Origin of the sequence: Paenibacillus sonchi, assembly GCF_016772475.1 — a bacterium.
Classification (GTDB): Bacteria; Bacillota; Bacilli; order Paenibacillales; family Paenibacillaceae; genus Paenibacillus_AQ; species Paenibacillus_AQ sonchi.
This window is the reverse complement of record NZ_CP068595.1, coordinates 4,973,972-4,988,040: the sequence shown is the minus strand read 5'-3', so window position 1 is coordinate 4,988,040 and position 14,069 is coordinate 4,973,972. Positions and strand designations below refer to the sequence as shown.

At 52.7% G+C, this 14,069-nt stretch carries 14 protein-coding genes; 7 read left to right on the top strand and 7 right to left on the bottom strand.

Features of this window, described 5'->3' with window-relative positions:
• The first annotated feature begins 4 nt into the window (after positions 1-4).
• Complete coding sequence (gene dhaK, locus JI735_RS22125; protein WP_202676444.1) at positions 5-1,765, top strand: dihydroxyacetone kinase subunit DhaK; 1,761 nt, start codon at positions 5-7, stop codon at positions 1,763-1,765.
• Between the two features lie 96 nt (positions 1,766-1,861).
• On the opposite strand, the gene JI735_RS22120 is transcribed toward dhaK, so the two are convergent.
• From JI735_RS22120 to JI735_RS22110, 3 genes are all read right to left on the bottom strand, one after another.
• A complete protein-coding gene (locus JI735_RS22120) occupies positions 1,862-3,028 on the bottom strand; it encodes an NAD(P)-dependent malic enzyme (protein WP_083886957.1) in 1,167 nt (388 codons plus the stop codon).
• Positions 3,029-3,227: 199 nt separating this feature from the next.
• Entirely contained in the window at positions 3,228-3,749 is a 522-nt protein-coding gene (locus JI735_RS22115; RefSeq protein ID WP_039839533.1) for a CDP-alcohol phosphatidyltransferase family protein, read from the bottom strand.
• Positions 3,750-3,775: 26 nt separating this feature from the next.
• Positions 3,776-4,435, bottom strand: coding sequence for a TVP38/TMEM64 family protein (locus JI735_RS22110; protein WP_202676443.1), 660 nt, complete (start codon positions 4,433-4,435; stop codon positions 3,776-3,778).
• 194 nt (positions 4,436-4,629) lie between these two features.
• Here JI735_RS22110 and JI735_RS22105 point away from each other — a divergent pair, with 194 nt between their 5' ends.
• Positions 4,630-5,328 (top strand): response regulator transcription factor, encoded by a 699-nt coding sequence (locus JI735_RS22105; RefSeq protein ID WP_039839538.1) that lies wholly within the window; start codon positions 4,630-4,632, stop codon positions 5,326-5,328.
• Positions 5,321-6,637: a HAMP domain-containing sensor histidine kinase gene (locus JI735_RS22100; protein ID WP_039839540.1), complete on the top strand. Its 1,317-nt coding sequence runs from the start codon at positions 5,321-5,323 to the stop codon at positions 6,635-6,637. Before JI735_RS22105 ends, JI735_RS22100 begins: the two co-directional genes overlap by 8 nt.
• Before the next feature lie 113 nt (positions 6,638-6,750).
• Here the strand turns inward: JI735_RS22100 and JI735_RS22095 are convergent, their stop codons facing one another.
• Positions 6,751-7,506, bottom strand: a complete 756-nt coding sequence (locus JI735_RS22095; protein ID WP_202676442.1) for a YheC/YheD family protein — start codon at positions 7,504-7,506, stop codon at positions 6,751-6,753.
• A gap of 210 nt (positions 7,507-7,716) precedes the next feature.
• Here JI735_RS22095 and JI735_RS22090 point away from each other — a divergent pair, with 210 nt between their 5' ends.
• Both JI735_RS22090 and JI735_RS22085 read left to right on the top strand, forming a co-directional pair.
• Complete coding sequence (locus JI735_RS22090) at positions 7,717-8,529, top strand: DUF6492 family protein (RefSeq protein ID WP_039839545.1); 813 nt, start codon at positions 7,717-7,719, stop codon at positions 8,527-8,529.
• A 14-nt stretch (positions 8,530-8,543) separates the two neighbouring features.
• Positions 8,544-9,863 carry a sugar phosphate nucleotidyltransferase gene (locus tag JI735_RS22085; protein WP_202676441.1) on the top strand — a complete coding sequence of 440 codons (1,320 nt, stop codon included), beginning with the start codon at positions 8,544-8,546 and terminating at the stop codon, positions 9,861-9,863.
• A gap of 17 nt (positions 9,864-9,880) precedes the next feature.
• Here JI735_RS22085 and JI735_RS36150 read toward each other — a convergent pair whose 3' ends face one another.
• Genes JI735_RS36150 through sbnA form a run of 3 tightly spaced genes read right to left on the bottom strand, consistent with a single transcriptional unit; the run spans position 9,881 to position 13,104 of the window.
• Complete coding sequence (locus JI735_RS36150; protein WP_233476000.1) at positions 9,881-10,243, bottom strand: hypothetical protein; 363 nt, start codon at positions 10,241-10,243, stop codon at positions 9,881-9,883.
• Positions 10,183-10,845: a hypothetical protein gene (locus JI735_RS22080; protein ID WP_233475999.1), complete on the bottom strand. Its 663-nt coding sequence runs from the start codon at positions 10,843-10,845 to the stop codon at positions 10,183-10,185. Before JI735_RS22080 ends, JI735_RS36150 begins: the two co-directional genes overlap by 61 nt.
• Before the next feature lie 30 nt (positions 10,846-10,875).
• The gene (gene sbnA, locus JI735_RS37440) at positions 10,876-13,104 is read right to left on the bottom strand and encodes a 2,3-diaminopropionate biosynthesis protein SbnA (RefSeq protein ID WP_325175529.1); all 2,229 of its coding nucleotides are present in this window, start codon (positions 13,102-13,104) and stop codon (positions 10,876-10,878) included.
• 118 nt (positions 13,105-13,222) lie between these two features.
• Here sbnA and JI735_RS37955 point away from each other — a divergent pair, with 118 nt between their 5' ends.
• The gene (locus JI735_RS37955; protein ID WP_411829941.1) at positions 13,223-13,627 is read left to right on the top strand and encodes a YheC/YheD family protein; all 405 of its coding nucleotides are present in this window, start codon (positions 13,223-13,225) and stop codon (positions 13,625-13,627) included.
• A complete protein-coding gene (locus JI735_RS22065) occupies positions 13,578-14,060 on the top strand; it encodes a YheC/YheD family protein (RefSeq protein ID WP_202677678.1) in 483 nt (160 codons plus the stop codon). The genes JI735_RS37955 and JI735_RS22065 overlap by 50 nt, the downstream gene beginning before the upstream one ends.
• Positions 14,061-14,069 lie beyond the last annotated feature (9 nt).

The following is a 14,069-nucleotide window of genomic DNA, read 5'->3' as shown; positions in this document are numbered from 1 at the left end:
CACCATGAAGAAGATAATCAATCAGCCGGAAACCTTAGTCCGCGAAATGGGCAGCGGCATGGTGATGGCCCATCCGGAGCTGGCTTTTGACCGCAAATACAAGATCATTGCCAAAAAAGCGCTCAACGGGGACAAGGTCACCCTGATCAGCGGCGGCGGCAGCGGACATGAGCCTGCCCATGCGGGCTTTGTGGGCCTGGGCATGCTGGATGCCGCGGTGTGCGGGGATGTCTTCGCCTCCCCTTCCCAGATCCAGGTATACCAAGCCCTCCGCAGCTCTGCGGGCAGCAAGGGCGCCCTGCTGATCATCAAAAATTACAGCGGCGATATGATGAACTTCCAGAACGCGGCGCAGCTTGCCCGGGAAGACGGCATTGCCGTCGACTACGTGAAGGTGGAGGACGATATCGCGGTAGAAGACAGCCTGTATACTGTCGGCAGACGCGGTGTGGCCGGAACCCTGTTCGTCCACAAAGTCGCCGGGGCCGCAGCAGAGGCCGGCCTGTCCCTGGAAGAAGTGAAACGCGCAGCCCAGCATGCGGCCGACCGGGTGCGCAGCATCGGCTTTGCTTTTACCTCCTGTACGGTTCCGGCCAAAGGCACTCCCACCTTCCAGCTTGCGGAGGATGAAATGGAATATGGCGTCGGCATCCACGGGGAGCCGGGGATCCGCAGAGAAAAGGTGGTCAGTGCCGGCGAGCTTGCCGGGCGCATGATATCCGCTCTGCTGAACAGTCTCCAGCTTGGCGAGGCAGGGGGCCAGGAGGTGGCCGTACTCGTCAACGGCTTCGGGGCAACGCCGCTGCAGGAATTGTACGTTCTGAACCACGCTGTAATGCGTGAGCTGTCGGAACGCGGCATAACGGTCCGCCGCACGCTCGTAGGCAACTATATGACCAGCATTGATATGGCCGGAGCCTCCGTTACTCTCCTGAAGCTCGACGATGAGCTGAACCAATGGCTGTCCGCCCCGTGTGACACACCGGCCCTGAGAATTACGGGACCCCTCGAACCTGTCCATTATGCTGATCCGTTGGAACGGCAGGCGGAGTCCGGCGAGGTTAGCTATACCAACGAAACTGACCCCGCCCATGCCGTGATCCGGGACGAACGCCTGTCGACAGCCAATATCATCTATCTTGTTGACCAGATGAGCGAAGTGATTATCACGAACGAGGTGCCGTTCTGCGAGCTGGACGCCCATGCCGGAGACGGGGATTTCGGCATGAGTGTGGCCAAAGGCTTCAGGCAGCTCAAGAGCGAGTGGCATGATCTGCTTGAGAATCACGCCACGGACACCGGCAGCTTCCTGCAGGCCTGCTCGCTGATTATTATGGAGCACTGCGGCGGCGCATCAGGCCCGATCTGGGGCTCCGCGTTCCGGGCAGCAGGCAAATCCGCAGGTAATAAAACCTCCCTCTCCATTCAGGAAGTCGCTGACCTGCTGTCCGCCGCCGTCAAGGGGATTCAGGATACCGGCGAGCGTTCCTTCGGCCGGGGAGCGGTTGTCGGCGACAAAACGCTGATTGACGCCCTCGTTCCTTGTGCCGAAGCGTGGCAGAGCAGTGCAGCGCAGAATGACACGCTGCATACGGCATTCATGAAGGCCGCCCAAGCCGCCGTTCAAGGTGCCAAAAGCACGGAGGGCATCGTCGCCCGGATGGGCCGGGCGGGAACCGTCGGCGAACGCAGCATCGGCTACCCGGATGCCGGAGCCTACGCGCTCGGCGTCATCTTCACGGCCCTGGCGGAAGCTGTTCAGTAAGAAAAAAGAGTACTCCACAGCTGAATTAGCTGGAGTACTCTTTTTCTTGCAATCTGCCGGGTTGACACTCGCCCGCCCGCAGCAGCTCACACCCTGTTATGTATTCGCCCCGATCAGCAGATTTTTACGGGCAGCACCGCTATTGTACGCCGCTTCGGCAACGGCAACGCGGATTCGTTCCACCACGCGCGGATCAAAGGCATCCGGAATGATATACGTCTCATGAAGATCCGCAGCATCAATGACCGAGGAAATTGCTTGCGCCGCTGCCAGCTTCATTTCATCGTTGATGTCGGTGGCTTCACAATCCAGCGCCCCTCTGAAAATACCGGGAAAGCACAGCACATTGTTAATCTGATTCGGGTAATCTGAACGGCCTGTCGCCATGACTCTTACATGGGGCGCAGCGATGGCTGGATCGATTTCCGGTGTCGGATTCGCCATGGCGAACACGATGGGGTCCTTAGCCATGTTCAGCACATCTTCCAGCTTCAGCACATCCGGGGCGGAAACACCGATAAATACATCGGCATCCTTGATCACATCCGACAGCTGGCCCGTTTCCAGGCGGGGATTCGTCATCCGGGCATATTCGTTCCAGTGTGTCCGGCTGTAGGCAACCTGCCGGTTGAGGGCACCTTCCCGATCCACACCGATCAGGTTCACAGCCCCTGCATGGAGCAGCATTTTGGAAACGGAGATGCCTGCTGCACCGATACCGTTGACCACGATTTTGACATCCTTGATGTTTTTGCCGCATACCTTCAGGGCGTTCAGCAGCCCGGCAAGCACTACGATGGCCGTCCCGTGCTGGTCGTCATGGAATACCGGAATGTCCAGCTCCTTCCGGAGCCTTTTCTCAATCTCAAAACACCGCGGAGAGGAAATATCTTCAAGATTAATGCCTCCGAATGTAGGGGCGAGCGCTTTTACAATAGCAATAATCTCTTCCGTACCTTTCGTGTCGAGGCAGATGGGGACGGCATCCACATTGGCGAACTGTTTGAACAGCGCCGCTTTGCCTTCCATCACCGGCATGGCGGCTCTCGGGCCGATATCTCCCAGACCCAGTACTGCAGTTCCATCGGATACCACAGCTACGGTGTTCTTCTTCGTTGTCAGTTCATAGGCCTGCGCCTGATCCTGTGCGATCGCCTGACAGACCTCCGCAACACCCGGTGTATATACCTTGGACAAGTCTTCTTTTGTCCGGATCGGATTTTTTAATGTTGTCTCAAGCTTCCCGCCTTTGTGGAGCAGCATGATTTCGTCCAATAAATCCACAATCGTTCCCCCGTTCAACTGATATACCGCTTGTTCAATCCATTTACTCTACCTCTATAGTTATCGGCTATTTTCATCAGTTTTGCAAGATAATTAACGGCGTTGCTGTTGCCGGAACCAGCCTCCCCGGACCGGGATTAACAAAGTTGCCACAAGTACCCCAAACGCTTCTGGAGCTTTATCTTTTGTTGAATTTGTATTTGGAGACCATGAAGCAGGCAAGAAACAGCAGCAGCACAACGGAACCCGTTGTAAAAGCACTATTGACAGGTACAGCCAATGAATACGCGGCGAGAATAAAACCCGCGACGGTGATGGGCATGCCGATAAATACATTGTCGAAATGACCGATGTTATATTTGGCCAACCGATAAGAACCGCTGATGACATACAGCAATAACACGCAGATGCCGATTCCTTTGATATGGCCCAGGTTCAGAAAATTGAATTTACAGAATATTAACAGCGCCGGCGCAACCCCGAAGGAGACCAGATCCGCCAGGGAATCCAGTTCTTTGCCGAGTATGCTGGATACGTTCAAGAAACGGGCGATTCTGCCGTCATATCTATCCACTACTGCCGCACAGATTAGAAACACCCCGCTGATAAAGTAGTTCCCGCCCACAATCTCAAGAATGGCCAGAACGCCAAAAGATAAGTTCAGGAACGTGAGCACATTGGGTATAGACTTTTTAACCATACTTCTCCTCCGCCTTCAGCAATAAATTATGAACGGCCGGCGCTCTTGCCGGCCCCGAATCTGTGAATCAGCTTATCTTTATAAATCAATCCCAATACAAAAGCCACCACGGCCAGCACGGAAAGGATGATGGTGGAGGTATAATTTTTCTGATAAATGTTAGCTCCGACTGCTACAGACGCGATCAGCCAGGGCAATCTTCCCGCAAGCAATATTCCGAAGAGCCTGAGCGGCTTCATCGGCGTCAGCCCTGCAATATACACGAGGAAATCCTTCGGCAGTCCGGGAATCAGGAAGAAAATAAACAAAAATACCGAAAAATTCTTTCTCTCCATCATATCTGTCATCCACTTCAGCTTTTTCTTTTCTATTAATCTCCCAATCAGGAAGCCTCCCATAAACCTGGTGAAATAAAAGGCAATAGCGGAGCCTGTCAACATCCCGGCTGTTACATAAATTGTTCCCAGCGTGACTCCATATATGTAGCCTCCGGCAATTTGCACGACCTCTCCCGGAATCGGAGCAATTACGGTTTGGAGGATCTGAAACAGAATTAATACCGCCGGTCCCGCTTTGCCCGTTGAGAGGATATACTTTCGGAATTCATCAAAAGACACGGTCAATTGAAGGATATCCGGCAGATATTTCAGCATCAGAATAACTGCCGCACCTGCCAGTATTAACAATGATATTCTGCTGATTAAGATCTTTCTGGATGGGGCCATAGGTATGTGATCCTTTCTTGCGTAGTGTAGTTAGCAGTATACGAGGAGGATCTTAAGCTTGACCTGAAGAGAATCTTAAGAATTCTTAAGTCCTCTCCATCCGCTAGATTAAATCAATATTGAATTATATACTGAGAACGAACGGAGGAAGATCAATGAACCATACAACAAATATTCTGATCGCCGATGACAACGATGAAATCCGGGAGATTGTCCGTGTTCTTTTGAAAAGCGAAGGGTTCCATATAATCGAAGCTGTAGACGGAGACGATGCTGTCCATAAGGCCGATGAAACAATAGATTTATTCATTCTGGATATTATGATGCCTGGAAAATCCGGATTTAAGGCATGCGTAGAAATCCGCGAGAAATCAAGCGCTCCTATCTTGTTTTTAACGGCAAAAACGCAGGACTCCGATAAATACATGGCCTTCTCGGCGGGAAGCGATGACTACCTGTCCAAACCGTTTTCTTATACAGAGCTTGTCTCCAGAGTGAAGGCGCTGCTGAGAAGATATTATGTGTACAAAGGGAAGGACAGTGTGCCTTCTCCGGATAAAATCCACATTCATGATCTGAGCATCAACACCGCCTCCAATGAGGTGACTATGGCTCAGCAGGAGATTACGCTGACGGAAACCGAATATCAAATTCTGCTGCTGCTGGCACAAAACAGGATGAAAATATTCTCTGCACAAAATTTATATGAAAGCGTGTGGAACGAACCTTATTTCTATAGCTGCAACAATACGGTCATGGTGCATATCCGCAACCTGAGAAGCAAATTGGAGGCCGATCCGCAGAACCCGGAGTATATCAAAACGGTCTGGGGAAAGGGGTACCGCATTGATTAAGAGGTTTGTATCCGGCAAGCTGAGAATCAAATTAATTCTCTCCCTGTTGTTCTCATTTGCCGTTTCTGTAGGTATCTTCCTGTTGCTGCAATTCACTGCGGAAGACATTGCGGAGGACTATTTCGATCAAAGCTCCTTCATCGAGAATCAACAAAATCAAGCCATTGCCGAATTCAAGGAATATGTGTCCGATAACAGGCTGGCCCTGAGCGATCATGAACAGCTAACCAAATGGGTTGGCAAAATGAAATATGTAACGGTCTATCTTTTCAAAGATGATAACCTGGTATATAGCTCGGATCGTGAAGAGGCTGCTGCCGGCAACGGGAATTACATGATTAACCCGATTCTCAAAGGGATTCCGCTTGTGCCTGTCGCCTTTGCCGACACCAACGTCCAGCTATATATGGAATGCTTTTTTGAATACAAGTATATTAACATCATAGGCTTTGTAACCCTCACCCTCTCCTTTATCTGCTTTATCTGCATCATGCTGTTCTTTATCAACCGGAAAACCTCTTATATCGGAGTACTGGAAAATGAAATCAAAATACTGGAGGGGGGCTATCTGGATTACCCCATTACGGTCAGCGGCGATGATGAGCTATCTTCACTGGCCCAAAGCATCAATGAAATGAGAAAGTCGTTTATGGAAAGACTGAACAGCGAGGACCGGGCGAGGTTGGCCAACAGTGAACTGGTCACGGCGATGTCGCATGATCTGAGAACACCGCTCACAGCGCTTGTAGGTTATCTGGATATCATTGCGTACCAGAAATATGGCACCGAAGACAACCTGAACAAGTATATTCACAACAGCCGTGAAAAAGCCTATCAAATCAAAACGCTGTCCGACCAATTGTTTGAGTATTTTACGGTGTTCAATACCGATGAGGAGGATTTGGCGCTGGACACCTTCGACGGGATGCCATTGATCGATCAGCTAATCGATGAGCAGCTTCTGGGACTGCAGAATCACCGGATTCAGTTTGAGTATCTTCCATGCGGCACCCCCTTTCAGATCGACATCAATTTGACAGCTATGCGCAGAGTGTTCGATAATCTGTTCTCCAACATTACAAAATATGCCGGCACCTCAAAACCAGTAATCATTAAATGCTGTATTGCCAATCAAAAGTTACGGCTGGATATTCAAAATCACATTAGCCCTAATCTGGAAACAGTAGACAGCACAGGAATCGGCATGAAAACCTGTGAGAAAATTATCAAGCAGCACAAGGGTTCCCTGGCGGTCACCCGAACTGAAGATATCTATTCTGCCTGCATCCATTTGCCTGTAAAGGCCTGAGCGTCCGCCGTTCAGGACCTGCACTCCCATAAACATGCAAATAACCCCACATCAAGTGGGGTTATTTGCATGCAGAGCCACTTCAAACGGCAGCCTGATTCAGGGCGGCAGCTTTACTTTTCCATCCAATAACGCCGGTATTTCATAACCTTCCTGTACATGGATTTATCCTTCAGCTGATTGAAGATATAAGGGTCGGGGTTCATATTCACTTCAATTACCCAAGGTGTCAGTGACCGGTCCAGGCCGACATCTACGCCGATTTTGCGGATGCGGGGATAGGTTTTCTGCATATGGGCCGCCATGCGGGTGCCAAGCAGATCCAATTCCCCGGTCAGATGTGCAAGCTGTTGGCGGGTCAGATGGGTCGAGAGCAGGGTTTCAATCGCCATCGGCCTGCCGCCGCTGTGGTAATTCGTAACAATTTTGCGCGGATGGCCCAGCCGTCCGATGATTCCGGTAGCTTCCCAGACTCCCTTCGGGCTTAGCTGCACCATCACCCGGATATCAAAGCGGCGGCGGTTATGCTTCAGCAGGTGGATGCCTTTCTGAATCAAATAACTTCTTTTGCCTGTTTTTTGGGCCAGGCTTTTGTGAAAGGCTTCAAAGGTATCAAAATGGCGGACCGTTTCCTCATACTGGTACGTGTAGCCCTTGTGCTCCCCCCGCTCGGCCCGTATAACCCCGTTGCCATAGGTTCCCCGTTCGGGCTTGACATAGACCATTCCATAGCTGCGAATCATCTCCTCCAGATTGCGTCTGGAGAATTTCCGGGTATCCGGGATAAAAGGTCTGACCGCATTGCTGCGCAGCAGCAGCTTTGTCTTCACCCATTTGCTCTGCACTAAGTTAGCTGTGTTTGCCTTCACGCTCGCACTCTCCCATCCGGTAAGGGCATTGCGCCCTCCCTGATATACAACGTCACTGTATCCTATGCAGAAGCAGCCCTTGTTGAATTAAGCATCTATCCCGTAGGGAAGATTAACTTTTCTGCGGCCCTTGCCCGGTCCTGAACGCTTGCAGCAGCATACATTAGTTGCAGACGCCTTAAGTGTCAATATGTGTCCGGAGATGAAGCTATGTCAGCAATATCAGGCTTAACGAACAGCGGGCCGGCAATCGATGTCCTGATCCCGGCCATTGAAAAAGATCTGGCAACCCTCCCTCATGTGATAGACAGCCTTCGCCGCTATGTCCGCCATCCGATCAGCAATATTTACATTGTCTCGCCGAACAGCAGCAAAATCAGGTCTCTGTGCGCACGGAAAAGCTGTATCTTTGTCGACGAAACCCGTGTGCTGCCGTTTACCAAAAAGGACATCCGTTATTCCTCCGCCCGGTGGAACCGGTCAGGCTGGCTGTATCAGCAGCTGCTGAAGATGAACGGGGATCATATCTGCCGGGAGAGCTATTTTCTGGTTATTGATGCCGATACTGTACTGATCCGTCCCCACCGTTTCCGTTCCGGGAACAGCAGCATTTTCTACTGCCGCAGCTGGAGCCAGCCGGAATATTTCCGCACCTACCGGAAGCTGATGGGTACCCGGCCGCCCGCTCCCAGATCATTTGTCACCCATTACATGCTGTTTGAGAAGGCAAAGCTGGCCGGATTAAAACGAAAAATCGAAGACCGCCACGGCATGTCCTGGCACGCCGCCATTATCCGCAGTATCGACAAGAAGAAGCAGTTTGGCTTCTCAGAGTACGAAACCTACGCCAATTATGTGTACAGCGGAGACAGCAGCTCTGTAATTTTGAAGACTGCCCATAATAAATCGCTGAAAAGCTCATTTGCGTCTCTGGGGAAAGCGCAGACTCTGCGGCTTGCCCGCACGTTCCGTTCACTTTCCTTCCATCAGCGCAAAGGATACTCCACTCCAGCCAGGCACTAAGGAGGCAGACAGCTGTGCATACCATTCTTCTATGCGGCGGTTCCGGCCAGCGGCTGTGGCCGCTGTCGGGCCGCATCCGTTCCAAAATGTTTCTGGAGCTGCTTCCCGCACCGGATGGGGGCAAGGAGTCCATGATCGGGCGGGTATGCCGCCAATTGGATCATGCCGGTCTCGGTGCATCGGCATTGTTCGTCGCACATGAGGATCAGCTGGCCCTGACGCGGCGGCACACCCGGAACCGGTATCCGGTGATTGGAGAGCCCCACAAACGGGGCACATTCACAGCAGCCGCGCTCGGGGCGCTCTATTTGCATTCCGCAGGAAAAGCCAAACCGGAAGACACGTTATGTGTCGCTCCAGCCGATATGTACACGGATGATGCCTTCTTCGATTGTTTTCACCGGTTCCCAGACATTCTGGCCGATTCACAGGCCGAACTTGTCCTGCTTGGGACAAGGCCCACTCACCCTTCGGACCAGTACGGCTATATCATCCCGGGGAGCGCTGGACCGGGAGCCTATGCCCCCGTCCTGTCGTTTCAGGAAAAGCCGGACAGCGCCAGGGCCGTGGAGCTTATACAGCAGCAGGCATTATGGAACTGCGGCATTTTTGCTTTTCGCCTAAGCTTCATGCTGTCACATTTGGAGCGCATGGGTCTGCCTGCTGAACCCGCTGCATTTACAGATCTGTACCCCGGATTCCCGGTCCGCAGCTTCGACCAGGAAGTGGCGGAGCGCAGCCGGAAAGCTGTCGTGCTGAGGCATGAAGGAGAATGGCGCGATTTGGGCAGCTGGGATGCAATGACCGCGCGCCTGACCGATCCGGTAATTGGGGAAGGCGGGATTTGGGGCAGCTCCCGGGATACTCATATTGTTAACGACCTGGGGATTCCGCTGCATGTGATCGGGGTATCCGGCATTATCGCTGCAGGAAGTCCAGAGGGCATTCTGATTGCCGGCAAAGGGGAAGCAAATGCCATCAAAGATATCCTGCAACAGGCTGCAGAGGAACCGAGGTATGGGGAAACCGGATGGGGAAGCTATACCGTCCTCGACCGGACCTTCAGCGGACCGGAGCTTATTCTGACCCTTGCCTTATCCCTGCTGCCGGGCCATGACCTGCCTGAATTGCAATGTCAGCATACCGGCAAAAGCTGGGTCATCGTGTCCGGTCAAGGAGAAATCATGCTGAACGGGCTGCCCGCTGCGGTACAGACCGGCGGAATCTTTACAATCGCCAGAGGAGACAGTCATGGGATTAGGGCTTTTACTGCCCTGAAGCTGATAGAGATCAGAACTTGCGGACAAGATGATGAGCAAAAGATCTACAGCTAATGTTGCAGAAACCTCAGCTACTCCAGCTCGTTGCCGATCCCTTTCTCCCTTGCCTTCTTCACGTAATACACCGCTGTAGCAATATCGAAAACGGCCATGCCCATCGGGCAGAAAAAGACCGGCTCGGCTTCAGCGAAATCGTCCAGGCAATGCCGGACGACGACATCGGTAATCTTTCCCGTGCCGCCCTGAGTCAGTCCCCGTTCCAGATGGAGCCGCTCAATGTCCGTATTCTCCCGGCAGACTTCATCCCAGTCGTCGACGATGACGGCAGTTACCGCCGCTAACGCCTCCGGCTTGTAATCCCGCAGTGAAACATTCAGCAGAAGACTGCCCCGGGCAGGGGAAGATCGATATACCGGTGGTTGGATACAGTACATGTGATAAAGATATTGGAATGCAAATAGACCTCTGCCCACGTGGCGGCCGCTTCCGTCCTGTCTCTGTAAAGAGGCGGGATTTCCGCCAAATCCGCTCCCCGGATATCATAGATCCGGATGCTCTCAATCCGTTCACCGTACAGAGCCGCAGCCATTTGAAAATGATACTGTCCAACCGGTCCCCAGCCGATAATCCCGAGCTGAATCCGCTCCGGCGGGCGCGCCTGCAGCCAGTGGCGGATCATCAGCCCGCTGATGGAAGCTGTCCTGACGAGGCTGGGGACCGGTGAATTCAGGATTGCTGAGGGCTGGCCCGTAAGGGGGTCATTCAGCACGATGATGCTATGGGCCCGGGGAAGACCGGCCTTAAGATTATCCGGGAAGCTGGAAATCCACTTGATTCCCGCCGCGCTCACCTCTCCACCTACGTAAGCTGGCATTGCTATAATACGGTTGTTAAGATTGTTATATCTTAAGTAGGGCTTAACCGGCTGTGCGTAATCACCGGAATCAAGAATGCGCACGGCAGATTCTACGGAGTCCACCAAGGCAGGCCAATCCAGCCCGACGGCCCGGAGATCCCGGTCGTTTAAGTACAGCATGCTCCTCCTCCTTTTACCAGTGTGATGAACTTATCTTTCGCTATGGCCGAACTGGTTCTGCACCCATGAATCGGAGTACACGGTATCGAGGTACCGTTCTCCTTTGTCATGCACAATCACCCCGCAGACAGATCCCGGAGCTATTTCCTGCTCCATATGCTTCACTGCGGCAATAATTCCCCCGGAGGATGCGCCGGCCAGGACCGATTCGTTCTGTGCGAGTGCCCGGCAGCCTGCAACGATCTCGGAGTCCGTGACATGTACGATCCGGTCAATCAGATATGTTCTGCAAAAGGGCGGCACGATTCCGGCACCAAGTCCCGGGAACCGCCGCCGGCTCTTATTCCCGCCAAAAATGGCGCTGCCTTCCGCGTCAACGGCCACAATCCTGGTCTTCAGGCCATGATCCCTTGCATATTCTGCAAGGCCGCGGATGGTGCCGCATGTACTGACGCTGCAAAACAAATAATCGATCCGGTCAAGTGCAGTTACGATTTCTTTCATTGTCGTGTGGTAGTGGGACAAATAATTATTCGGATTACCATACTGGTTCAGCCAGCAGCTGCCCGGCAGCTCTGCCAGGAGCTGCTGCACACGTTTCAGCCGGGCAGGCAAAAACTCGCCTGTGTCCGGGTCGGGCTCGGCCACAACATCTATTTTGGCATCCAGTGCTTTAAGGATTTGAAGATTCGTCCCGGTTGTCCGAGGGTCTACAACACTAATAAACCGCATCCCCAGATATTTGCAGATCATGGCCAGGCTGATCGCCATATTTCCCGAGCTTGATTCAATGATGGAAGTGCCCGGCCCGATTTCTCCGGCCTTCCAAGCCTCCTGGATCATCCGCAGGGCAGGGCGGTCCTTCGCGCTTCCTCCGGGGTTCAGCAGCTCCATTTTGGCATAGACCTCAAACCCGCTGTTCCGGAACAGGTTGCCCAGCCTGATTAAGGGCGTATTTCCGATGGCCGCCAAAATGCCGCCGCTGAGGTTGATCCCTGCCCTGTCCTTCTGCTGCTGGTAATATAACTTTTTGTTCTTCACCTGCCCGCTCTCCAGCGGTTCGTCTCCGGCTGCCAGAATAACCTCAATCTCCTTCAGCAGATGGCCCCTGATCATCATGCCGATTTCCGGAATGCAGTCTCTGATCTCGTCCCGGATGACCGGAAGGATAGTGTGATCTGCAGATTTGCTTTTGACAGATACGGTCAGCGCATTATTCCTTACTTGAACCCGGATGATTGCGTCCTCAAGATGGCGGTATACCACCTGTTCGATATCGTACAGGCTGATTTTTTCCCCGTGCTTCAGCTCCCGGCCCACCCGTTTGACGATAGAACCAAAGCTCTGCTTCATTACTCCCCCAACCATCACGGACCTGAAGTCCCTGATCACGTCATAAGTAACGAACCGGACCGCAGGCAGCATCTTGCGGACGCTGGAGGTAAGGACCAGGATGCTTTCATCTGTTCCCAGCGGCCTCAATTCCCCGCCTAACTCCTGTGTCCCGATCCCTTCCGCATAAATGCCGTCAGCAAAAATATACCTGCCCAGATCATGGGAGTAATAGGCGATGGTGCCGATTTCAATGGAACCATACGTATCGGTGATGTCGCGCGGATCGATACCGAACAGGCGGGCCATATTCCGCTGCCACTCGGGCGTGGCGATTTCCCCGACCAGAATGATTTTGCGGAGACCAAAGGCACGCGGATTGTCGCTGGCATATACGATATGGTCAAGGATGGAGGGCATCGTGTACAACAGGTCAGGCTTAAAAGCCTGAATCCGTTCAATATGCTGTTCAACCGGCAGCTCAAAGGGGATCGCACTCTTTTCCAGCCCCAGCCGTTCAAAAATGGTTAGGGCCGTGTCCGCTGCATGTCCGGTACCCATGTCCGCCATCGCTCTGGTACATCCGCTTCCTGCAATCAGCTCCCCGAACAGCTTCGTTTTGATGTCAACATAGTGCTTCTCGTCTTCCTCTGAGTAGAATATCGCCTTTCTGCGGCCTGAGCTTGTGCCCGATGTCCTGTATACAGCCAGAGAAGGATCGGCAGAAACTGTATAATAATGGGTTTCAAGAATTTCCGCCGTCAGCAGCGGGAGGTTCTGCAGCTTATAATCCGTTGTCTCACCACCCATCAGCCCTTTGTACCAAGGAAAATATTCAATCACTTCAAGCACCTTATCCTGCAATTTGTCCAGCAGCATCATAGCCGCCTCCTGCTCCGCCGCATCTGCAGCCTCATTAGATATCACCTGCAATAATCATATGTAGAACGCCTAGGGTGTGTTCTTTTATTGTGTGGCGCCCAGTCAAAAGCCGACCGGTTCCCGTAATATAGCCTACATAGACTAATGGAGACGGAGGGATACAATGAAGGAGCAGATCCGGCGGATATCCAACAAGCTGACGAAGACAAGGGTGCTGGCCAGGAGCCAGGAGTTAAGAAGTCATATCCCGGCAACAAAAAGAATGAACCAGAGTGTACTTCAGGAGATGCTGCAAAAATATCAGATGGTGTACGTTAAACCATGCTGCGGTTCTTTGGGGCAGGGAGTGATCCGGGTTGAAAAAACTGCCGGCAGCAGCCTGAGAAGCAAAAACAGCGGGAAGCATGCCCCGGGGACAGTGGGAATTACCGCTATCAGGCGGGTATGCAAATACACAACTTTTCTGACTACGATACGGCATACCGGGCCATTCATAAGGAAACCCGGGGAAGTCCTATCTGGTACAAAAAGGAATCCGGCTCCTGCTTCACAAGGGCCGCCCCTTTGATATCCGGGTGATGGTGCAGCGCAATCTCAAGGGCCAGTGGGAAGCTACCGGGGTGGCAGGACGCGTGGCGCATCCGCTCAAGGTGGTTACCAACGGCAGCCAAGGGGGAACGATTTATCCGGTTGAGGTATTATTAAGACCCTACACCAGCCCGGAGAAGCGGACGGCATTGATCGCAGCTATGCATGACATTGGCGTGAAATCCGCCAGGCAGCTAAGCACGGCTTATCCCGGCCTTCAGGAAATCGGTGTGGACCTTGCCCTGGACCGGCACCTGAAGCCATGGATTCTGGAAGTAAATACAGCCCCTGATCCCTGTCCGTTCACCAAGCTGAAGGACCGCCGAATGATTAACCGGATCGTCCAATATGGCAAAGCGTATGGGCGGATATATCATCTTAAGTGTATGAAGGCGAAGCAGGGTGTGGTGTAATCAAATCAC